Genomic DNA, 20,815 nt, shown 5'->3' with positions numbered 1-20,815 from the left:
ATCGCAGGACATCAAGAGGACGAACCGAGGGTCTTGATGGCGCTCGTGAACGTCGACTCACTGCCGCTGAGCAAGGCATTGACGCGTTCAAAGGCGCGCGTAACATTCATGAGCCGAGTCATTTCGCTGATCGCATCAACGTTTGATCCCTCAATTGCACCCTGAATGACACCTGCGTCCGGATCGTCGATTACTGGTTGGGCAGCAACGCTCGGTATGATTGCAGAATTATCGAAATAACTGAGTTTTGCACCAGGATCGATCGTGAACAATCCAATGGCACCGAGCTGACGACCATTTTGATAAACCGCACCATCCGATGCTATCTCCGGCGGGCCCCCATTGGGGTCGATTGTCAACGGTTGGCCTCCGGCGTCGAGGATTGGGTATCCCTTAACCGATAGCAGTTCTCCCGTGGTCGACATTTTCATTCTGCCATCACGGGTAAACACCTGACCTGCTGGCGTCTGCAATGAAAACCAGACATTCCCCTTGGCGGCAACATCAAGCGGATTGCCAGTCTGATTGATCGGTCCGGCCTCCGTCTTAATAAAGCTTTCGCCAGCACTGACGAAGCTCGAGTTCTCGGCGGCCTTCGAGACCATCGCATCGAATTTCATGCCTGTTGCCCTGAATCCGGGCGTCGACATATTCGCCACATTATGCGCCAGCACATCAAGCCGGCGTTCCAGCGATATTTGTGACGAAAGCCCTACATAAATGGAATTTTCCATCAGCGCCCTCCAAGTTTGAATGATTGCAGGGTTGCAAGAATGCTGGGCGATATGCCGATTTCCGCCGCACCGCCAAACAACTGCACTGACGGCGCCATATTCGTGCTGGGATTGGCCATGTCGTACATGGCTGTAAAGCGGACAAGAAGTTTCTCGACCTTCGCCGGATCCTGCAAATCCTTGAGATCAAGTTTCTCTTCAACCATCTTGGCCTGACGATCAATGTCGAGTGCGGATGTCTGTTTGGGAATATTGAAGGTTGTCTGGAAGACTGCAAGCAGGCGCTTATCGCCAAGGATCTCATAAGCATTGGTAATGGACGAAGCCTTGCGGGAAAAATAAAGCGCCAGGCGCGCGCCGTCGCTTTGTTTACCGGTTTCCTGTTCAAGTGTCATCTGAACATAGCTGTCGACGACGGGCTTTAATACGGCCGGGCTTTCAGTCGTCTTGTCGCCCAGTTTGGCAAAGTTGAAAGCCGTAGCAAATTCCTTGTAGCGGGTATCAGTCAGCTTATTGGCAAAACTGTCCCTGTTCTCGACCCCTTCGGTCAAAACTTTTTTGATGAATGCCTTGGCATAGGCCATGTCTTCAAGCCCGAAGGCTTTCAACGCATAATTATATAGCTTGGTATCCTTCATCAGATCATCGATGGTTTTCACCTTGCCAATGTTCTTCAGATAATAGTCGCTGTCGCGCTGTACCATTGGTTCCTTGGCAATGCGCGCAAGTGAGCGCGGCAGATCCGCAGCAATCAAACGGTAGCTCGTCATCGTACTGGTCATGATGCGCCTTTCAGAAGCTTTTGCGTATTTGTCGCAAATCAAGCTTGCCTGAAGCTGATGGAGAAACGCCAGTTGATAGTGTGCGCGGGTTTGTCCTTCGCTCAGGAGGACTCACCATGAGGAAGAGATTGATTGTAAGGAACTAGCCCTTGCAACACTGGCGACTGTCATTGCAACCCACTCTCTTTCATTTTAAGCGGCGCAAGCTAGCCCATGGCATGTAGCAAATGGCGTTCGGTGGCTAGCTGAGCCTCCTTGTCTTACTACAAAAGGAAGACATGCAGCTGCTCTTTGAAATCAAACTCCGTTCCGGCTGCAAGGTTCACGCAAGCCGACCTTGATAGCTCTGGAACACTGGCGAACATGCAGGAGCAGGTTTTGGGTATTCTGATCGGACTGGTCGTAACAATGGGTTGTCTGCTTGGTGGCTTTATCGCCATGGGCGGGCACGTTGGCGTTCTGATGCAGCCATGGGAATTTGTGATTATCGGCGGTTCCGCACTCGGCACTTTCCTGGTGGCCAATCCCTTCTCGGCAGTCAAGGATTCCGGTCGCGCCTGCATGGAGGCATTCACCAACAAGGTGCCAAAGCAGCGTGACTATCTCGATGTGCTCGGTGTTCTCTATGCCCTGATGCGCGAATTGCGCGCAAAATCGCGTAATGAGGTGGAAGTTCATATCGATAACCCGAATGAATCGACAATTTTCCAAGCATTTCCGAGCGTTCTCAAGAACCATGACCTGACGCATTTCATCTGCGACTATTGCCGCCTGATCATCATCGGCAATGCGCGTTCGCATGAAATCGAAGCTCTGATGGATGAAGAAATTCACACCATTTCACGCGACAAGCTCAAGCCTTATCATGCAATGGTCAGCGTCTCGGAGGGACTGCCCGCCCTTGGCATCGTCGCCGCTGTTCTTGGCGTCATCAAAGCCATGGGCGCGCTCAATGAGTCGCCTGAAATTCTTGGACATCTCATCGGCGCAGCACTTGTCGGGACCTTCGCGGGCATCTTCCTGTCCTACGGTGTCGTGGGGCCGATCGCCACCAAGATCAAGACAACGCGCGAGAAGCAAAACAGGCTTTACATCATCGTAAAGCAGACATTGCTGGCATATATGAATGGTGCTCTGCCCCAAATCGCGCTCGAATATGGCCGCAAGACTATTTCCGCCTATGATCGTCCATCCATTGACGTTGTGGAGCAGGAAACTCTCTCCCCAACGCCCCTGCAGCAAGCGGCTTAAGGTTCTGTGATGGAGGTCGAGGCCGAGCAAAAAAAACCTGACGCGCTGGCGGATAGTATCCTGCGGGCGGCGGGCCTTTCTGTCGATGATCTGAAATCATTCGAAACGGTATTCCGCGATTTAGCTTCGACATTTGGCGCAAGGATTTCCGCGCAAACCGATGCAGCCGTCACCGCTGAGTTCCTTAATATTCGTTCCCTCGAGAAAGAAGCCGTGACCGACGCAGTCCAGGGTTCGGCCTTGGTGGGAACGGTTTCCGTGCCCAAATGGGGCTCAAGAATCCTGCTGGCCGCCGACCGGAGCTTTGTCGACTGTGGAATTGAGGCTCTCTTCGGTTCTGGCGGAAGTTCCGAGATGGCGACGACGATTAGGCCTTTCACGTCAGTGGATATGGGAATCGCGCGGCAGACTTTCAGCGATATCACATCCTCGCTCGATCATATGTTCTCCGGCGGCGATCCGCTTTTCCAGATGGGCGAACTTAGCGAAGCTGCGCACCTTGCGCCGGGCACCGTTTCCGAGGCCCGAATGATTGCCTGCACTATCGGCTTGAATGTAACGGGCCGCTCCGGTCACGTCTCCATTCTGTTGCCGCGCTCCGCTTTCCGGCCGATGCAGGACGCAATCGCCCGCTTGTTGCGGCAGCCCGCACATCATCTTGATCCCAGCTGGGCAAAGAAGCTGCGACTGGAAGTCAGCCGCGCGCATATCGAGGTCGAGGCCTATTTGCAGCAAGGTTCAATGACTCTTGAGCAACTCGCTTTACTGCGCCCGGGACAAATTCTGCACTTACCCAAGGACGCAATTGATCAAGTCCGTCTGCGCAGTGGCGATCAGGCCCTTTACAAATGCCGTCTCGGCAAGGCGGGAAGCGTATTCACTGTTCGCATCACCGATCCCGTCAACGAAGAAGAGGACCTCCTTGATGAGCTTGCTGCTGGTTAATCTGATCTCACTGGGTTTGAGTGCCATTTCCTTGATCGTATTTTTTGCGGCGCTGCGCAAAGCGAGCAGACTGACAGCAATGAGCCGGCTGATGGCAAATCAGGTAGCAAGCTCTGCAAACAATCTTCAAAAAGCCTTGGCAATCCTTCAGGCAGAGCGGGAGATCTGCCGGGACGAAAGCATACGGCTTGAAGCGCGCCTGAAAGATTCTGATCGTGTGCGCTCTGAAATGGCCCGCGCAATGGAGCTTATAAAGCGAGCGCGGCTGGATCTGAATGAAGATGCACTTGTTGCCGCTGCCATGCAGCAACCGGCAGCTGCGTCACACGTAGCTCCACCGGAAGTCAAAATCAGTTCCATCAATCACTTTATGACAGATCAGCTCAAATCTGTAACGCCAACGCAAGTTGCTCCGTTCGAACCAGCGCGCCCCTTGCCAGTTTTTGTCAATCGTATCGTTCGTGCCAGCGACGTTGCTGGCGCCGTTCTTTAAACCTACTCCGCACTCGGGATCATTCGCATCATGGCCATATCCGACAAGAACTCGATCGAAGACGAACTGAACGAGGCCATCGAAGACCTCAAGCGCGACGAGCCGCAACCGACCCGAAAAACAGCCGGGTCCAAGCCCAATATCGACCTGATCATGGGTATCCCAGTTGACGTGCAGGTTGTTCTGGGAAGTACGTCCATGCCGGTCGCAAATCTGATGAAGCTCGGACGTGGTTCTGTCGTGACACTAGACAAGCAAATCGGCGATCCGGTCGATATTGTCGTCAATGGCCGCGTTATCGCCCGCGGTGAAGTGATCGTCCTTGAAGATGACAGCTCAAGGTTTGGCGTCAGCCTGACCGAAGTCATCGGCAGCGGCAATTAAGCGTGGCGAGATGAGCGATCACGCAACCGAAGAGGCATCAAGCGCCATCCAAGATTTGTCAGGACCTGAAAAAGTGGCGGCATTGCTCGTCGCCATCGGACGGCCATCCGCGTCCCGCCTCCTCAAGCATTTCACAGCGGATGATTTGCGTTCACTGGCGGTACACGCTCGCAAGCTCGAACCCATCACGCCCAGCGACTTCGAAGAACTGGTAAAGCAGTTCGAGAATGCATTTGCCGACGGTGCGCCGGTATCCGAAGCCGGGATGCGCTTTGAGGGCCTGCTGCGCGAATCCCTCACCGCCGATGAAGCAAGTGCCGTTATCGAAAACCGCCGGCCCGAACTTTTGGCTCAGGAGTCCGTTTGGGATCAATTACCGCGAATTCCCGCCGAGATCTTGCACGCCTATCTTGTTAATCAGCATCCGCAGGTCACAGCCTATGTGATTTCCCGCCTGCCATCCGATATCGCAGCAAAGTTGCTTATCCGTTTTTCACCAACGACGCGCAGCGCCTTGATCCAGCGCACGTTGCATATCCGCAAAGTTGCCCCAGCTGTCTCCGCCATGCTCGAAGCCATTCTTCAACGTGAGGTAACAGGAAAAGACAATACGGCTTCCGAAAAGAGCCATCACGGCACGATCGCGAATATTATCAATCAGCTGGAAAAATCCGAGATCGACGAACTGCTTGGCGATCTGACGGATCTCGGTGCGGACGACCTTGCAAAGATCAAGGCGAAATTGTTCACCTTCGAGGATATTGCCCGTCTGTCGCAACGCTCGAGACTTGTTCTGTTCGATGACATTCAGACCGATGTTGTTACCACAGCCTTGCATGGTTGCGAGCCGCAGCTCCAAGAACTCATTCTTCAGTCGCTATCGACACGCGGGCGCCGCATGGTTGAGACAGAACTCTCCAGCCCGAACAATATCAATGCCAATGCTGTAACGGAGGCCAGGCGCTCTATCGCACGTACCGCAATTGCTTTGGCTGAACGCGGCGATCTTCGCCTTGAGCCCGAGCAGGTCGGACCTTAACGGAGCAGTCCTGCTAGATGTCAGACGAGACCGACAAAGAGAGCAAAACCGAGGAGGCGACTGAAAAGAAAATCAGCGATGCAATGGAGAAAGGCAACCTGCCCTTCTCTCGCGAAGCACCCATCCTTGCCTCGATCATCGCGCTTATCATCATTCTGGTGTTTGTAGCGATACCAAGCGGTGCAAAACTCTCATCCTTCCTTTCTGAACTCTTTGACAAATCAGATGACTGGCGTTTGAACAGCGCAGATGATGCGCGGCAGTTGTTCGGAATAATTGGAGCAGCCGTCGGTCTTGCGCTGCTTCCCATTATGATCCTGATCCCCGGTGCAGGCATCCTTGCATCGGTTCTGCAAAACGCTCCGCGAATTGTTTTCAACCGTGTCGAGCCACAAGCGTCGAGGGTGTCGCCCGCCAAAGGCTGGTCGCGTATTTTCGGGTCTGCCGGACGCGTTGAGTTTCTAAAATCAACCTTCAAATTTGCCGCGGCCAGCATCATTGTTTTCATGATTTTTTTTCGCGACAGCCATTTTTTTGTTGATGCCATAATCACTGAACCCGGGCAGCTTCCGGAGCTTATTAGGGCCCATATAACCCGCCTGCTTTCTTCGATAGCGATCGCAGTAACTGTGCTGGCAGCATTCGACATTGCCTGGTCGCGCATTCACTGGCGCAATGAACTGCGCATGACACGACAGGAGATCAAGGACGAACACAAGCAGGCTGAAGGCGATCCTTTGCTCAAGTCACGGTTGAGATCCCTCAGCCGCGATCGCGCGCGGCAGCGGATGATTGCGTCAGTTCCGACCGCCACTCTTATCGTCGCAAATCCGACACACTTCTCGGTTGCACTTCGCTACAATCCGGCAAAGGATCCCGCTCCCGTCGTTGTCGCCAAGGGTCAGGACATCATCGCACTAAAGATAAGAGAAGTCGCAGAGGCAAATGATGTGCCGATTTTCGAGAATGTCCTGTTGGCACGTTCACTCTACAAACAGGTGCAGGTTAATAATGTAATCGCGCCGGAATTCTACAAGGCTGTCGCCGAACTTATTCAATTTGTTAATACCCGCCGAAAATAGTATAATTATCGATAGTCGGATGAATATATGAAAAAAACCCAGTATTCCGCGAGACGCGTCGAGATTCTAGAGCGGCATCTGACGGAGGTTATCAAAGACCTTCTGCTCGTTGACGTGGCCGACTATATTGCCTTCATCCGCTGTGAGCTGTTCGGCAATATTGCCGACATCGTAAACTCGGCCACCGAGTTGACCTTTTATCCCAATACGCTGACTTTCGGGCACGGAGGTGAGTATCACCTCGACTGGAACTCGACGCCCACGGTGACACTTGATCTGGAATTCAGCAACATGGGCGTCAATGCATATTTTCGCTTGATCCTCTCAGCCCATTCCACTGAAATTGACCTTCATCATTTGCGTTTTGCTGAAACGGGCCGAAGCCCGGCGGAAAACACGGCTTTGCTTGAAGCAGCTTTTGCAGATGCCCATTTGCCTCAATTCACAGCTTCCGAGAGCACCGACTAGAACCTGTTTGCGATAACAGGCATTTCGATAACGCCCAATGCCAAAGCAGTTGCTACGGTTGAGGTGCGATTGGCGCAACCAAGCTTGTTTTTTGCGTTTTGCAAGTACGTCACTACCGTCCAGCGCGCGATGTCAAGAATTTCGCCGATTTCGCCGTCCGTCTTTCCATTGGCAGCCCAATAGAGGCAATCCAGTTCTCGTTTTGTCAGCAGCTTGGCAACAACGGCAGCAAGGACCGGATTGCGATTTCCGTGGAGTGCGGTGTGCAGACGCGATGAACATGCAACAAGGCGTTGGCGCATCCGCTCGATGAAGCCTGCCTGTTCAGATTTGCCGACGTTGAACGTAAATTCTGTAATCCCTTTGAAGCCGTGGGGATTGGAAGCACCTACTGCAAGAAACAGGCTACCAGTGTTTCGCATCTCGCGGTCCCAAAAGTATTTTTCTACCTCGGATGACAAGGCGACTTCATCTGCCAGATTTCGTATGCTTCCTGCTGCCTGGGCAGGGCGCCGAGGCATAACCACGGCATCAAGCAGCGGATCCAACTTGTAATAACCTTTTGCCGAATAGCGCATCGCCCAGCTGAAAGGCAGGGTTGTGGTAACAGAAACGTCTGGAGTTGAGCCCTTGTTGGGAGCGGTCTGGTTGGAGTAGCCGATATGGGTTATGTGGAGACAATCCAACTGCTCCCGGATATCAATCAGCATCTCGAGCACATCTCTCTTGGCAGAGATACCGAAAAATCCTTCCTGAAAATCCGGGAAATGGGCTAAATCAAAATGCATCGGATAACAAACTAGTCCCCCTGCGGGCACGATATGCCGGCATGTTATTAGCACTCTCAAGGAATGGCTCGATTTGATGGGCAAGAATCGGCAGCAGTTATATCGTTGCATACCGTTCACGGGACACACAAGCCGCGAACAATTGTATTTTCAACTTTTCACATATTTAACAGGCACTGCCGTTATTGTGCATTGAGCAGCCCGATGGATAAGTGTGCATCGCCTGCACAATCGGCCTGTGTTACTGTCGCTTATGACGACTGAAAAGAACGACAATTTTTTTGAGACATTGCCTGTTTTCGAGCAATTTGAAGGCGTTGCGGACAACGCCAATTACAAGGCGCTTCCCGCTGACTGGGTGTTGGCCACTGCAGACATAGTGGGTTCAACCGAAGCCATAAAACAGGGACGCTACAAGGCCGTCAACGTGGCGGGCGCAAGCGTCATATCGGCTCTCCTCAACGCATTAGGGAAGCAAAACCATCCATTTATATTCGGAGGCGATGGAGCTTTGGTTGCTCTTCCTGCTTCCGAGGAGCTGGAGGCTCGCAAAGCACTTGCGGCAGTACAAGCCTGGGTGGCGGATGAATTGCAGTTGAACCTGAGAGCGGCCATTGTTCCAATGGCGGCGGTGCGCGCTCAAGGTCTTGATGTACGCGTGGCCAGATTTAAAGTCAGCTCGGAGCTCTCTTATGCGATGTTCGCCGGCGGAGGAGCAAGTTGGGCTGAAGCTCAAATGAAAGCGGGTAAATTTCTGATCAAACCAGCGCCCTCGGGCTCGCGTCCTGATCTGACGGGCCTGTCCTGCCGTTGGAATCCGGTCCACGCCCACAACGGTGAGATTGTTTCCATTATTGCAGTGCCCGGGGCATCGGGAGCAGACGCCCGCTTCCAGCAATTGGTGGCTGATGTTGTTGCCATAGCTGCCGAGCAAGCGCGCGGCGCCCACCCAATTCCGGAAGAAGGACCACAGATTGAATTCACATTGCAGGGCATCAGTACCGAGGCAAGGGCAACTGCTCCGGCTGGGAAAAGGCTCTATAAAAAGTTTGCCATTTTCGCTCAGATCGGACTGACGATAATGCTGGAAAAACTGGGTCTGACAGCCGGTGGATTTGATCCCAAAGCGTATAAGCGCGAACTGGTTCAAAATTCTGATTTCCGCAAGTTCGATGATGGACTCAAGATGACCATCGACATTGATGCTGCGCGGTTGACACGTATTGAAGAGCGGCTGGAAGACGCAGCCAAAGAGGGAATCTGTCAGTACGGTTTACACAGGCAAAGCTCGGCTTTGATAACCTGTCTGGTTCCCACGCCGCTGGCGCATGACCATATCCACTTCATCGACGGTGCCTCTGGCGGTTATGCAATGGCTGCAAGCAACCTTAAAGCCAAACTCGTCTGAGGGTGACGCGGCTTGGCTGTTGGGCACGGTAGCACTTATGATTTTATTATATGGTCTGCCATGAGCCCACGTTTCGTGAAAATATTGCGAGTATCAACGATTAACGGTGACCATGCGGCTATTGATGCATAATCAATGCAATCATGATCTGTCGAAATCAAAACCGCGTCGTAAGACTGGACAGTTTCCTTTGTAAGATCGATTGATTGTCGACCTTTCAAAGCCATATATTCCCTCGTCGTGGGAATTTCAGCGACATATGGATCGTGATAATCGGCAGTGCCGCCACGCTCGTGGATAATTTCCATCAGTCGTAATGAGGGGCTTTCGCGGATATCGGGAACATTTTTCTTGTACGCCAAACCAATGATCAGGATGCGCGAACGGCTGAGGGCTTTCCCCTCACGGATATCCAGTGCTTCCGACAATTTGCTGATCACATAACGCGGCATAGCCGAGTTTATTTCGCCTGCAAGCTCAATGAATCGCGTCGGCAATTCATATTCCCGCGATTTCCAGGTCAGGTAAAAAGGGTCGATGGGAATACAATGACCCCCAAGGCCGGGCCCAGGGTAAAATGGCATATAGCCAAAGGGCTTTGTCTTTGCGGCTTCGATTACTTCCCAGATATCGATCCCCATTGCAGCGTAAAGTGTCTTGAGTTCATTGACCAACGCTATATTCACGGCCCGGAAAATGTTCTCTGTAAGTTTTACTGCTTCAGCCGTCGCATTGGATGAGACGGGCACAACAGTCTTGACGGCTTGCCCATAGAAGGCCTGCATCAACTCACTGGCTTCAGCACCATCGCCAGCGACGATCTTTGGAATGCTGGACGTATCAAAGTCGCGATTGCCCGGATCTTCCCTTTCTGGCGAAAACCCTAGAAAAAAGTCCTGACCTGACTTCAACCCGGTCTTTTCCAGAATGGTTTTGACAATATCGTCCGTTGTGCCGGGATAAGTCGTCGACTCCAACACTATAAGCTGACCCCTTCGAAGCGTGGCTGCAATTGAACGGCTCGTTGCCTCAACATAAGAAAGATCAGGGTCCCGATGTTTTGTCAGGGGCGTCGGAACGCAGATGACAATCACGTCACATAACGCGAGTTGCCCGAAATCATCCGAAGAATGGAATCTTCCTGCTGAAGTCTCTCTGGCTAGATCGGCATTGCTAACCGCTTCGATATAGGAATTTCCGGCGTCCAGCGCGATAATTTTTGCCGGGTCGACATCAAAGCCAGTTACGTGCAATCCGCTGCGTGCAAGCGTAATCGCCAGCGGGAGTCCAACATATCCAAGTCCGATTACTCCGGCTTTTGCCTGTTGTGTCAGGAGTTTTTTCGAAAGGTCGGTAAAAGCAGTATTGGTCACGTGATATTCCAGTCTTATCTGGCCTGCGCCTTCGTTCGTAGATGGCTGCTATACGGATAGCTGTCAAGCGACCGCAACCTCACCACTTACGTCACAATCAAGTGACAACGCCCTATTGTTTCAGATTGGGGAAATGCCCATCTAACCAATGTCAATGTAATTAATTAGAGGGCGCCTGTCTGTTTACCTGCGAAAGTCCAGCGTAATTGGCGGATCGACCCCACAGGTGGATTGTTTGCCAGCGTTGACACTGCATCCGGATTCACTCATCCTGTTGTTATTATTCTCCTGTTCGAGCGTAGTTGACACGTTCGACAAATGGCATACGCGGAAAATGGACGTAGCTCGAATTTGTAAGGACGAGGGATGAGCGCGACCCAAGCGGATATTTCCACAATTCTTCTCGACAAGGTGGCAGACTGGGTTACAGAGTCAGCATTGGCTGGAGACAGCCTTGAAGTAATCGTGCGCGGATTTTGCGAGCGCATTGCAGCGGCGGGCCTACCAATAGCCCGCGTCAATCTTTCCTTTTCAATGCTTCACCCCCTTTACGACGCTCTCGGTTTTACCTGGAAGCGTTCAAGTGGCATGACTGTGGAAGGTTACCGCCATAATCCTGGTGAAAAACCCGAACGGTTTCTTCTCAGCCCTTATTTCTATTTGCTCAGCAACAATCTTGAGCATCTGCGGCGGCGCATTGATCTTGATGGGCCATCGGAGTTCCCGGTTCTGGATGAACTCAGACTTGAAGGCATGACTGACTATCTTGCGTTTTTGCAGTCCTTTGGCGGCCAATCGACCCAAGGCATGATGGGATCGTGGGCAACTGATTCCAGTGAAGGCTTCAGCGACCCAATGATTGCCAAACTCTTGCGTTTGCAGAACCATCTTGCTGTTGCGGCAAAAATGGCCGTTCTGGGAAAACTCGCCGACAATATGTTGACCACTTACCTTGGTGGTAATGCTGGCAAGCGCGTTCTCAATGGCCAGATTCGCCGGGGTGATGGCGAGACTATTCGCGCCGCCTTGGTCATGGGCGACATGCGTCAATCAACAGTGCTCGCAGAAAAAGAAGGGCGGCAGGCCTATATTGATACCCTCAACCATTTCTTTGATGCGATCGCCGCGCCCTTCAACCGTGGTGGCGGCGAAATTTTGAGCTTTATGGGCGATGGATTTCTTGCCGTCTATCCTTGCGGCAGGCACAAGGACCCTTCCAAAGTCGCGTGTCAGTCCGCCCTGTCTGCTGTTTCCAAGGCTCAAGCACGCGTTGCCGAACTCAACATCATGCGGCAGCAAGAAGGCCTCAGCGCCATTAAATATGGAATTGGACTGCATGTGGGCAATGTCATGTTCGGGAATGTTGGATTGAAGGACAGGCTGACATTTTCGGCTTTCGGATCGGCCGTAAATGAGGTGCAAAGACTTCAAAGCCTAACAAAGAAATATGACCGCGAAGTCGTGGCCAGCCAGGCCTTTGCCACATATTGTGGAGGCGATTGGACCACTCTTGGCGAGGAAAAATTGCGTGGTGTTGGTCAGAAGGTAACGGTTCTATTGCCGAAACCTGCAGGACAGACCGCGCAGCTTGACGATGCCTATGACGAAATAACTTATGATGGACTTTCGGAAGCCGAACAGGTCATGCTACTTCACAGAGATGCCAAGTCTACTCCGCCCAAACGTCCCCTTTTAGAGAAATTCATGCAATGACAGGAAGATACGTCGCTATGGCTTTTCTTGCGGCAGCTTTGAGTGCAACGGGTGCGGCAGCAGAACCCATAGGCGACGTTCTGATTGATGGTTTCGACGGGAAAGATTTCTCCCCCTCAGGTGGGCTTTATTACCGCCAGAACTTTGAACAGCAGGCTGGTAAAGTCGAGTTTCAATCCGAGATAAAGCAGACCGGTGCTGGGGCACTGAAGTTAAGCGTAAAACCGTTTTGCCCAAAAGTGCGAAAAAACTGCAGCGAGCGTGCTGAAGTCTGGGAGAAAACCCAGCATCGTGTCCCCTATGACCAAGGCGTCTGGTATGGCTTCGCGGTAAAATTTGCCGATCCGATCCCGAAAGATGATCATCGCTATCTGATCGCGCAGTGGAAAAGGGAAATTGGGCCAGAAGCTGTGGGTGATTTCAGCCCATTTTTGGCATTGCGTCTCAATCATGGAAAACTTTTTGCGACGATTGAAACCAATTATATCGCGCCAACAAAGGCAGCAGGCCCAAGCACTGTAAAGGCTTGCAGCGACAAACAGACGCCGGTTTGGTATCGACCTGACACCAATCAGATGCGTGCGCTTATCGCCACTGATGATAAATGGACCCCGCAAGACGGCAAGCAGTTCAACAGTTGCACTGATGCCATTGTTGTAACCGACAGGGGCAACAAGCTGCCTACGCCGGATTCGGGTTGGATTGATTTTGCCATATATACAAAACCAGGCCCTGACGGATCGGGCCATGTCGAGATTTTTGCCAATAATAAATGGATCGTGACCGTCAAAGGAAACATAGGCCACGGAGACAAAGGGCTAGGCGATAATCAATATTTCAAGTTTGGCCCGTATCGCGCGGCCGACAAAACTGAATGGGCGCTTTATTTCGACAATTTCCGCCGCTCCCCGCGCTGTTCCGATGTTCTTGATGCTTCCGTCTGTCCTGTACCGTAAACAAGAGTATGTATTTGATCTACATGGGCAATCGCCATTCAACCAACTGGACTCGGACAAGAGCGTAAGCTAGTCTCGTTCCAGTTGACAGAAAACGACAGCCTTTAAGGATTAAGTCGCTCGCATGGTGTCGGGAACGGATTTATTACGCATTGAGAACCTTGGCATCTCTTTTGCGATGCTTGGTGGACGAATGAATGTGGTAAAGGGCGTCAATCTTCGCGTCCTGCCAGGTAAAGTGACGGCTCTCGTGGGCGAGTCTGGCTCCGGCAAATCCGTTATAAGTCAGTCGGTTATGGGCATTTTGCCCAATACGGCCAGCGTCACAGGTAAAATTCTTTTCACCGATCCTCTAAACGGCAGAGCAAGCGACATATTGCAAATGCGCCCTGACGGTGCTGAGCTGCGAGATCTGCGTGGCAAGCGAATGGCTAAGATCTTTCAGGAGCCAATGACATCCCTGTCGCCATTGCATACTGTCGGCAACCAAATCAGCGAAGTCCTGCAAATCCATACACAGGCGACCAAAGAAGAACGCAGGGCACAGACTGAGGAGATGCTGGGACTGGTAGGGTTTCACAATCCTGCACGCACTTATGACATGTACCCGTTCGAGTTATCCGGAGGCATGCGCCAGCGGGCAATGATAGCGATGGCTTTGATCTGCCGCCCTGCCCTTTTGATCGCAGATGAGCCGACGACCGCCCTCGATGTTACCATACAGGCTCAAATACTTGAATTGTTGAAGGACCTTCAGCAAAAGTTGAACATGGCGATGCTGTTGATCACGCATGATCTCGGTGTCGTGGCCAATATGGCTGATGAGGTTGTGGTCATCTATCATGGCGAGATCATGGAAGCGGGTCCCGTCGATGCTATCTTTCGCAATCCGCAGCATCCGTATTTAAAAGGGCTGATGGCTGCCGTACCGCACTTCGACATGAAGCCAGGAGAACGATTGAAGGCTTTGCGTGAAGTTCCGGTCAATTCGGACACGCTTTGGGCAAAAAAGCCGAAGCCCGAAAACACGCCAGAGATTTTGCTGAGCGTGAAAAACCTGACAAAGACCTATGCCATTCGCAAATCCGGCATGTTTGGCAAGCAGGACAAGACACGCATAAAGGCCGTCAATGATGTCAGTTTCGACATTCGCCGGGGCGAGTGCCTTGGTCTGGTTGGGGAAAGCGGGTGCGGCAAAACCACATTGAGCAAAATTTTAATGCGTGCCATTACGCCCGACAGCGGGAGCGTGACTTTCAACGAAGGCAAGGGAGAGGTTGACGTTCTAGCGGCGCAAGGCGAAGCTCTGATGGAGTTGCGAACCCATATTCAAATGGTTTTTCAGGATCCAGTTTCTTCCCTGTCTCCGCGCATGACAGTCCAGAACATTCTGAGTGAGCCGCTGGAAATACATGGGCGCGGGGATAGAGCCTATCGCATGGAAAAAGTACGAGCCTTGATACAGGCAATCGGGCTTGATCAACGCTTTCTCAACCGCTATCCGCACAGTTTTTCGGGTGGGCAGCGTCAGCGCATAGGAATTGCACGCTCATTGGCGCTTGGACCGCAATTGTTAATTTGCGATGAACCCGTCTCCGCCTTGGATGTCTCCGTGCAAGCGCAGATTTTGAACCTGCTTAAGGATCTACAAAAGAAATTGGGCCTAACCTACCTGTTTATTTCACACAACCTTGCTGTGGTCGACTATATGGCTGATCGGATAGCAGTCATGTGTGCTGGTCGAATTGTCGAGTTAGCACCTTCCGCAATCATTCTGCGCAATCCGATACATCCCTATACCCGCTCCCTTCTCGCGGCTGTCCCTTTTCCCGATTTGGACCGCCCTCTTGATTTTAAAACCCTCAAGGCGAGTGGTGCCTCGGACAAACGAGCCTGGGGACCTCAGTTTTTTGACGAAACCGATTCTAACGATCTTGCCCAGGCTGATCTGGGTGGCGGACACCTTGTTTTGGCCAGACGCAATGTTGACGCCAGGGAGTTACGAGCGTGATAACGCGGCGCGAAGTGCTTGGTACAATCGGGCTTGGCGGACTGGGATGTCTGCTATCTCCGAATTTCGCGTCAGCGGCGGATCGCGATCTGGAGCCCGAATTCCTGTCTGATCAGTTGAGAGCGCGCAGCTTGCCGCCACTTGTCAAGCGATTGCCCACGCGCCCTCGCATTATTGGTCTCAAGGAAATGGGCCGCGTACCAGGCCGTTATGGCGGTACAATCCGCACTATAATCGGTAGCGCCAAAGACATTCGTTTCATGACGATCTACGGATATGCCCGGCTCGTCGGATATGATGAAAAGCTGACGCTGCAACCGGATATTCTCGAGGCATTTCAAGAAGAAAACGACACTGTTTTCACGTTTACCATTCGCGAAGGTCATCGTTGGTCCGACGGTTCGCCTTTGACGGTAGATGACTTCCGGTATTGGTGGGAAGACGTACTTCTCAACAAAGATCTAACCCCCGGCGGTGGATCACTTGATCTGCGTGTCAATGGCAAGTTGCCGCGATTTGAAGTCGTCGACGACCTGACCGTGCGCTATTCTTGGGATGCCCCGAACCCAAATTTTCTGCCCAGTCTGGCAGCACCACAACCGCTCGCTATTCATGGCCCCTCGGCCTATCTCAAGCAGTTTCACAAAAAGTACCAGGACCAGTTCAGGCTTTCTGCGTTGATGCAGGAAAACCGGGTGAAAAAATGGGCCGACCTGCATATCAAGATGGCGCGTGAATACCGTCCAGAAAATCCCAATCTGCCAACGCTGTACCCTTGGCGGAACACGACAGCCCCGCCTTCCGAACAGTTTGTTTTCGAACGAAATCCTTATTTCCACCGCGTTGATGAGAATGGCAGACAATTACCTTATATCGACCGTGTCATTCTGAATGTCAGTTCCTCTTCCATTATCCCGGCAAAAACTGGTGCGGGAGAAAGCGATCTTCAGGCAGCAGGCATTGATTTTAATGATTATACTTTCCTGAAAGATGCCGAGAAGCGCTATCCTGTAAAGGTCAATCTGTGGAAGATGACCCGAGGGTCGCGCGTGGCAATTCTGCCCAATCTGAACTGCAAAGATGAAGTATGGCGCGGTTTATTCCGTGATGCGCGCGTACGCCGGGCACTGTCACTGGCTATTGATAGACACGAAATCAATATGGCGGTTTTTTACGGCCTTGGAACGGCGAGCGCCGATACGGTGCTTCCAGAAAGCCCCCTGTACAAACCAGAATATGCCAATGCCTGGATCAACCATGACCCAGATCAAGCGAATGCTCTGCTCGACGAGGCTGGCCTGCAAAAACGCAATGAAGACAATATTCGTCTGCTGCCGGACGGTCGCCTTGCTGAAATTACCATTGAAACGCCGGGCGAAAGTACACTGGACACCGATGTACTGGAACTCGTGACCGATCATTGGCGAAAAATCGGCATTGCACTTTATACTCGCACATCGCAGCGCGATATTTTCCGCAGCCGTGCACAGGCCGGCAGAATTATGATGTCGATCTGGTACGGCATCGAGAATGGCGTTGCCACTGCAGATATGAATCCGCAGCAATTAGCGCCGACCTCAGATGACCAGCTCCAATGGCCCTTATGGGGCATGTATCACCTTTCGCTCGGCCAGAATGGCCAAGCCCCGGATTTGCCTGAAGCGCAAGAGTTGATACGCCTGCAAACAGGCTGGCGGGAGTCGAGAAGCATGGATGAGCGAACCGCCATTTGGCATCAAATGCTTTCAATTTTTACGAGCCAGGTTTTCTCGATCGGGCTTATAAATGGCACGTTGCAACCCGTGCTTCATTCGAACAAGTTGCAAAACCTGCCGGAACGGGGTCTCTATGGTTTTGATCCCACATGCTTTTTGGGTATTTATATGCCCGATACATTCTGGCTTGAGACGGAGCAAGTTTAGAGATGCTCCGTTATATACTCTGGCGCATTGCCGCCATGATCCCAACTCTGCTGATCATATCCGCGCTCGTTTTCGTAATCATTGAGCTGCCTCCGGGCAACTTCATCGATAGCCAAATTGCAGAAATGCAGGCTCAAGGTGAGACGGTGAACATACAGGATCTGGAAGAACTGCGCAGTCAATACGGCTTGGACAAACCTCCGGTGCTGCGCTATTTTTATTGGGTTGGCGGCATGCTGCAAGGCGATTTTGGTTACTCGTTCGAGTATCAATTGCCCGTTAGCGAAGTCATTGGCGATCGCATGTGGCTGACCATCCTCGTGTCCTTCGTCACTATTCTTTTCACCTGGCTGATTGCTTTTCCTATCGGCATGTATTCGGCGACACACCAATATAGCTGGAGCGACTACGGCTTGACGTTTCTAGGCCTGCTTGGCATTGCCATTCCCAATTTCATGCTCGCGCTGATCTTGATGTATTTCGCCAATGTATGGTTCGGCACGTCCATAGGGCATTTGATGGACCAGCAATACCTCAATGAACCAATGAGTTGGGAGAAAGCGCGGTCCATTCTTTCACACTTGTGGATACCCGTTATTATCGTTGGAACGGCTGGAACTGCAGGAATGATCCGCCGTTTACGCGCCAACCTTTTGGACGAACTGCAAAAGCAATACGTCATGACGGCAAGGGCGAAAGGGCTTCATCCATTCAAAACACTGATTAAATACCCACTTCGCATGGCTCTCAACTTTTTCGTCTCCGATATCGGATCCATTCTGCCAGCAATCATCTCCGGTGCGGAAATTACGGCGATCGTTCTATCACTTGAAACGACAGGCCCCATGCTCATAAAAGCGCTTCAAAGCCAGGATATGTATCTTGCTGGCTCATTTCTTATGTTTCTCGCATTCCTGACCGTTATTGGTGTCCTTATCTCCGATATCGCTCTTGCTTTTCTTGACCCCCGTATCCGGCTTGCTGGCAGGAGCACGAAGTGACGGATCAAATACCTCTCCCCGGCGCGCCCCTGCAGCATTTTGTATCGTCGGCACCGTTCGATCCGATGTCGATCGAGGAGATGACCGAAGCCCAGGCGAAGGTTCATCTCGCCTCTCAACTCAAATTGATGTGGTGGAAATTCAAGCGCCACAGAATTGCCCTGGCATCGGGCATATTCCTGCTGTTGCTCTATGGAATGATCATCATTGCCGAGTTTCTGGCTCCTTATAATCTGCACACACGCAATGTCGATTTTATTCATTCGCCTCCCCAACGCGTCCATCTTTTCCAGGATGGCAATTTCGTTGGACCCTTTGTCTATGGCCGTGAAATGAGCCTGGACATGCAGTCGCTGAAACGCGTCTATACGAACAAAAAGGACGATGTGCAGCCGCTCCGTTTTTTCTGCAGGGGCGATGATTATCGGTTCTGGGGACTAATACAGTCCAATATCCATTTCGTGTGTCCTGCCAAGGGCGGCCAGATGTTTCTTCTTGGTACCGACCGTCTGGGACGAGATGTTCTATCGCGCATCATCTACGGTGCGCGGATATCTTTGACCATCGGGCTGATCGGCATCACCATAAGCTTTGTTCTCGGCATCATTATTGGTGGGCTTGCGGGCTATCATGGCGGTGTCTTTGATCTGCTCGTTCAACGTGTTATCGAAGTTTTACAATCATTGCCTAGCTTGCCGCTGTGGATGGCTCTTGCAGCCATCATGCCGGTGACCTGGAGCCCCATACTGATCTATTTCGGCATAACCATAATTCTTGGCATGCTCGACTGGACGGGTCTTGCCCGATCGGTACGCTCCAAGCTGCTCGCTCTGCGCGAAGAAGATTATGTCTTGGCGGCACAGCTTATGGGAGCCAAGAGCAGCCGCATCATCGGGCGGCATCTCGTTCCAGGCTTTATGTCGCACCTCATTGCAACTGCCACAATTTCCATTCCCGGAATGATCCTTGGCGAAACGGCCCTGAGCTTTCTCGGACTGGGCTTGAGACCACCTATAACCAGCTGGGGCATACTACTCACGGAGGCAAGAAGCGTCAGCGTTATAGCGTTCTACCCTTGGCTCCTTTTCCCGATGGTTCCAGTCATTCTTGTTATCCTGGCGTTCAATTTCTTGGGAGATGGGTTGCGCGACGCCGCTGATCCATACAGATAAGAGGCTGGTAGTTTGCAATTGATCGCCTATTTGAATGATATCGCGCGGGCCTGTCCGCAAAAAAGAAAGTTCCGACAATGATGCGTCGTTTCGAGGATGCACGGATCCTGATGTATAGTCACGATACGTTCGGCTTGGGTCATTTGCGGCGGTGCAGAACTATTGCACATTCGCTTGTTGAAGATTACCGGGGATTGAACATCCTGATCATATCGGGTGCGACCATTGCGGGTGCGTTTGATTATCGCGCGCGGGTGGACTTTGTTAAGGTGCCAAGCGTCATCAAATTGCGAAACGGAGAATATACATCTCTGGCTCGGCATATTGATCTGCACGAAACGCTGAAGATGCGGCAATCCATCATAAGACATACCGCAGAAACGTTTCAGCCTGACATTTTTATCGTCGACAAGGAGCCCATGGGACTCAAGGGGGAAGTTGAGGAAACTCTAACCTATCTCAAGTCGCGAGGAACCACGCTCGTCCTTGGTTTGCGGGAAGTGATGGATGCTCCGCACCTTCTGGAAGCAGAATGGAAGCAAAATCAGGTTATCAACAAGATCGATCAGCTCTATGACACTGTATGGGTCTATGGTCCGCCGGATTTTTATGACCCATTGGTTGACCTTGAAGTACCGGAGACTATCCGGGACAAGATGAAGTTTGTTGGCTTTTTGCAACGCAGCGTATCGCATGAAGCTGCTTCCGTGCATGTTCCTGACGGCGATTATATTCTGGTCACCACGGGCGGTGGCGGCGATGGTGCAGACCTCGTTCACAATGTCATTCATGCCTACCAGCAAGATCCCTCATTACAACATAAAGCGTTCATCGTTCTGGGACCTTATATGCCTGCCAAACAACGGGCGAAGCTGGTAAAGAAAGGCAGTAAAATTCCATACATACAGGTTATCGAGTTTGACAACCGCATGGAGGAATTGATTGCAGGAGCGAAGGCAGTAGTCGCCATGGGCGGCTACAATACCTATTGCGAGATATTGTCATTCGATAAGCCCGCCTTGATCGTGCCGCGTATTGCTCCTCGTGAAGAGCAATTGATCCGGGCCAAACGAGCCGCTGAGCTTGGTTTGATTGAGATGCTGCTGCCTGAAGAAGCTGAGGATCCGTTAAGACTTGCAGAAGTGCTCAAGCGTCTTCCTGAACGGGCACCTCCCTCCCAAAGCGGCAAAGGTGAAGGCATGCGTCTCGAAGGACTGGTGCACATCTCCGAAATAGTTGGCGAATGGTTGGAAGATCGAGAAAATCAACCGCTTCCTGCGGTCGCCGAGTAAG

19 protein-coding genes are annotated in these 20,815 nt (G+C 51.9%); 15 read left to right on the top strand and 4 right to left on the bottom strand.

Annotated features, from left to right (window positions below):
* Nucleotides 1-11 precede the first annotated feature (11 nt).
* Together flgF and QFZ34_RS03960 are read right to left on the bottom strand one after the other, a co-directional pair.
* Nucleotides 12-737, bottom strand: coding sequence for a flagellar basal-body rod protein FlgF (flgF, locus tag QFZ34_RS03965; protein ID WP_307278936.1), 726 nt, complete (start codon nucleotides 735-737; stop codon nucleotides 12-14).
* On the bottom strand, nucleotides 734-1,516 hold the full coding sequence (locus QFZ34_RS03960) for a DUF1217 domain-containing protein (protein WP_307277246.1): 783 nt from the start codon (nucleotides 1,514-1,516) through the stop codon (nucleotides 734-736). The genes flgF and QFZ34_RS03960 overlap by 4 nt, the downstream gene beginning before the upstream one ends.
* 378 nt (nucleotides 1,517-1,894) lie before the next feature.
* Between QFZ34_RS03960 and motA the strand changes: the two genes are divergently transcribed.
* From motA to QFZ34_RS03925, 7 genes are read left to right on the top strand one after another with little or no spacing between them, the layout of a single operon-like run.
* Nucleotides 1,895-2,767: a flagellar motor stator protein MotA gene (gene motA / locus QFZ34_RS03955; protein ID WP_115055114.1), complete on the top strand. Its 873-nt coding sequence runs from the start codon at nucleotides 1,895-1,897 to the stop codon at nucleotides 2,765-2,767.
* A 9-nt stretch (nucleotides 2,768-2,776) separates the two neighbouring features.
* Nucleotides 2,777-3,712, top strand: a complete 936-nt coding sequence (locus tag QFZ34_RS03950; RefSeq protein ID WP_307277242.1) for a FliM/FliN family flagellar motor switch protein — start codon at nucleotides 2,777-2,779, stop codon at nucleotides 3,710-3,712.
* Nucleotides 3,693-4,205 (top strand): BAB2_0123 family type IV secretion system effector, encoded by a 513-nt coding sequence (locus QFZ34_RS03945; protein ID WP_307277239.1) that lies wholly within the window; start codon nucleotides 3,693-3,695, stop codon nucleotides 4,203-4,205. Before QFZ34_RS03950 ends, QFZ34_RS03945 begins: the two co-directional genes overlap by 20 nt.
* Nucleotides 4,206-4,235: 30 nt before the next feature.
* The gene (fliN, locus tag QFZ34_RS03940) at nucleotides 4,236-4,589 is read left to right on the top strand and encodes a flagellar motor switch protein FliN (protein WP_115054970.1); all 354 of its coding nucleotides are present in this window, start codon (nucleotides 4,236-4,238) and stop codon (nucleotides 4,587-4,589) included.
* Between the two features lie 10 nt (nucleotides 4,590-4,599).
* Nucleotides 4,600-5,628: a flagellar motor switch protein FliG gene (locus tag QFZ34_RS03935; protein ID WP_115054969.1), complete on the top strand. Its 1,029-nt coding sequence runs from the start codon at nucleotides 4,600-4,602 to the stop codon at nucleotides 5,626-5,628.
* Between the two features lie 17 nt (nucleotides 5,629-5,645).
* On the top strand, nucleotides 5,646-6,710 hold the full coding sequence (flhB, locus tag QFZ34_RS03930; RefSeq protein WP_307277235.1) for a flagellar biosynthesis protein FlhB: 1,065 nt from the start codon (nucleotides 5,646-5,648) through the stop codon (nucleotides 6,708-6,710).
* Between the two features lie 27 nt (nucleotides 6,711-6,737).
* The gene (locus QFZ34_RS03925; protein ID WP_307277232.1) at nucleotides 6,738-7,178 is read left to right on the top strand and encodes a BspJ family T4SS effector nucleomodulin; all 441 of its coding nucleotides are present in this window, start codon (nucleotides 6,738-6,740) and stop codon (nucleotides 7,176-7,178) included.
* Here the strand turns inward: QFZ34_RS03925 and QFZ34_RS03920 are convergent.
* A complete protein-coding gene (locus tag QFZ34_RS03920) occupies nucleotides 7,175-7,966 on the bottom strand; it encodes a helix-turn-helix transcriptional regulator (protein ID WP_162802621.1) in 792 nt (263 codons plus the stop codon). The two genes, QFZ34_RS03925 and QFZ34_RS03920, sit on opposite strands and share 4 nt — an antisense overlap.
* A 253-nt stretch (nucleotides 7,967-8,219) precedes the next feature.
* Here QFZ34_RS03920 and QFZ34_RS03915 point away from each other — a divergent pair, with 253 nt between their 5' ends.
* Nucleotides 8,220-9,374, top strand: a complete 1,155-nt coding sequence (locus tag QFZ34_RS03915) for a DUF3095 domain-containing protein (protein WP_307277227.1) — start codon at nucleotides 8,220-8,222, stop codon at nucleotides 9,372-9,374.
* Nucleotides 9,375-9,409: 35 nt separating this feature from the next.
* On the opposite strand, the gene QFZ34_RS03910 is transcribed toward QFZ34_RS03915, so the two are convergent.
* A complete protein-coding gene (locus QFZ34_RS03910) occupies nucleotides 9,410-10,747 on the bottom strand; it encodes a nucleotide sugar dehydrogenase (protein ID WP_307277221.1) in 1,338 nt (445 codons plus the stop codon).
* A gap of 366 nt (nucleotides 10,748-11,113) precedes the next feature.
* Between QFZ34_RS03910 and QFZ34_RS03905 the strand changes: the two genes are divergently transcribed.
* The 7 genes from QFZ34_RS03905 (at nucleotide 11,114) to QFZ34_RS03875 (ending at nucleotide 20,814) form a co-directional block, all read left to right on the top strand.
* Nucleotides 11,114-12,460, top strand: coding sequence for an adenylate/guanylate cyclase domain-containing protein (locus QFZ34_RS03905; RefSeq protein WP_115054963.1), 1,347 nt, complete (start codon nucleotides 11,114-11,116; stop codon nucleotides 12,458-12,460).
* Nucleotides 12,457-13,416 (top strand): polysaccharide lyase family 20 protein, encoded by a 960-nt coding sequence (locus QFZ34_RS03900; RefSeq protein WP_370878679.1) that lies wholly within the window; start codon nucleotides 12,457-12,459, stop codon nucleotides 13,414-13,416. The genes QFZ34_RS03905 and QFZ34_RS03900 overlap by 4 nt, the downstream gene beginning before the upstream one ends.
* 124 nt (nucleotides 13,417-13,540) lie before the next feature.
* Nucleotides 13,541-15,427, top strand: a complete 1,887-nt coding sequence (locus tag QFZ34_RS03895; protein ID WP_115054961.1) for an ABC transporter ATP-binding protein — start codon at nucleotides 13,541-13,543, stop codon at nucleotides 15,425-15,427.
* Between the two features lie 26 nt (nucleotides 15,428-15,453).
* Nucleotides 15,454-17,349 (top strand): ABC transporter substrate-binding protein, encoded by a 1,896-nt coding sequence (locus tag QFZ34_RS03890; protein WP_370878711.1) that lies wholly within the window; start codon nucleotides 15,454-15,456, stop codon nucleotides 17,347-17,349.
* A gap of 2 nt (nucleotides 17,350-17,351) precedes the next feature.
* A complete protein-coding gene (locus QFZ34_RS03885; RefSeq protein ID WP_115054959.1) occupies nucleotides 17,352-18,350 on the top strand; it encodes an ABC transporter permease in 999 nt (332 codons plus the stop codon).
* The gene (locus tag QFZ34_RS03880) at nucleotides 18,347-19,522 is read left to right on the top strand and encodes an ABC transporter permease (protein ID WP_307277211.1); all 1,176 of its coding nucleotides are present in this window, start codon (nucleotides 18,347-18,349) and stop codon (nucleotides 19,520-19,522) included. The genes QFZ34_RS03885 and QFZ34_RS03880 overlap by 4 nt, the downstream gene beginning before the upstream one ends.
* A 77-nt stretch (nucleotides 19,523-19,599) precedes the next feature.
* The gene (locus tag QFZ34_RS03875) at nucleotides 19,600-20,814 is read left to right on the top strand and encodes a glycosyltransferase family protein (RefSeq protein ID WP_115054957.1); all 1,215 of its coding nucleotides are present in this window, start codon (nucleotides 19,600-19,602) and stop codon (nucleotides 20,812-20,814) included.
* The last annotated feature ends 1 nt before the right edge of the window (nucleotide 20,815 follow it).

Source organism: Phyllobacterium ifriqiyense (assembly GCF_030817885.1).
In the GTDB taxonomy this organism is placed as follows: Bacteria; Pseudomonadota; Alphaproteobacteria; order Rhizobiales; family Rhizobiaceae; genus Phyllobacterium; species Phyllobacterium ifriqiyense.
Note: the sequence above shows the minus strand (reverse complement) of the source record. Positions and strands in the feature narration are given on the sequence as shown.

Excerpts from the sequence above, each read along its gene's own strand:
- QFZ34_RS03960 (WP_307277246.1), bottom strand. The coding sequence starts at position 1,516 with ATGACCAGTACGATGACGAGCTACCGTTTGATTGCTGCGGATCTGCCG.
- QFZ34_RS03950 (WP_307277242.1), top strand. The coding sequence starts at position 2,777 with ATGGAGGTCGAGGCCGAGCAAAAAAAACCTGACGCGCTGGCGGATAGT.
- QFZ34_RS03945 (WP_307277239.1), top strand. The coding sequence starts at position 3,693 with ATGAGCTTGCTGCTGGTTAATCTGATCTCACTGGGTTTGAGTGCCATT.
- fliN (WP_115054970.1), top strand. The coding sequence starts at position 4,236 with ATGGCCATATCCGACAAGAACTCGATCGAAGACGAACTGAACGAGGCC.
- QFZ34_RS03935 (WP_115054969.1), top strand. The coding sequence starts at position 4,600 with ATGAGCGATCACGCAACCGAAGAGGCATCAAGCGCCATCCAAGATTTG.
- flhB (WP_307277235.1), top strand. The coding sequence starts at position 5,646 with ATGTCAGACGAGACCGACAAAGAGAGCAAAACCGAGGAGGCGACTGAA.
- QFZ34_RS03925 (WP_307277232.1), top strand. The coding sequence starts at position 6,738 with ATGAAAAAAACCCAGTATTCCGCGAGACGCGTCGAGATTCTAGAGCGG.
- QFZ34_RS03920 (WP_162802621.1), bottom strand. The coding sequence starts at position 7,966 with ATGCATTTTGATTTAGCCCATTTCCCGGATTTTCAGGAAGGATTTTTC.
- QFZ34_RS03915 (WP_307277227.1), top strand. The coding sequence starts at position 8,220 with ATGACGACTGAAAAGAACGACAATTTTTTTGAGACATTGCCTGTTTTC.
- QFZ34_RS03905 (WP_115054963.1), top strand. The coding sequence starts at position 11,114 with ATGAGCGCGACCCAAGCGGATATTTCCACAATTCTTCTCGACAAGGTG.
- QFZ34_RS03900 (WP_370878679.1), top strand. The coding sequence starts at position 12,457 with ATGACAGGAAGATACGTCGCTATGGCTTTTCTTGCGGCAGCTTTGAGT.
- QFZ34_RS03895 (WP_115054961.1), top strand. The coding sequence starts at position 13,541 with ATGGTGTCGGGAACGGATTTATTACGCATTGAGAACCTTGGCATCTCT.
- QFZ34_RS03885 (WP_115054959.1), top strand. The coding sequence starts at position 17,352 with ATGCTCCGTTATATACTCTGGCGCATTGCCGCCATGATCCCAACTCTG.
- QFZ34_RS03875 (WP_115054957.1), top strand. The coding sequence starts at position 19,600 with ATGATGCGTCGTTTCGAGGATGCACGGATCCTGATGTATAGTCACGAT.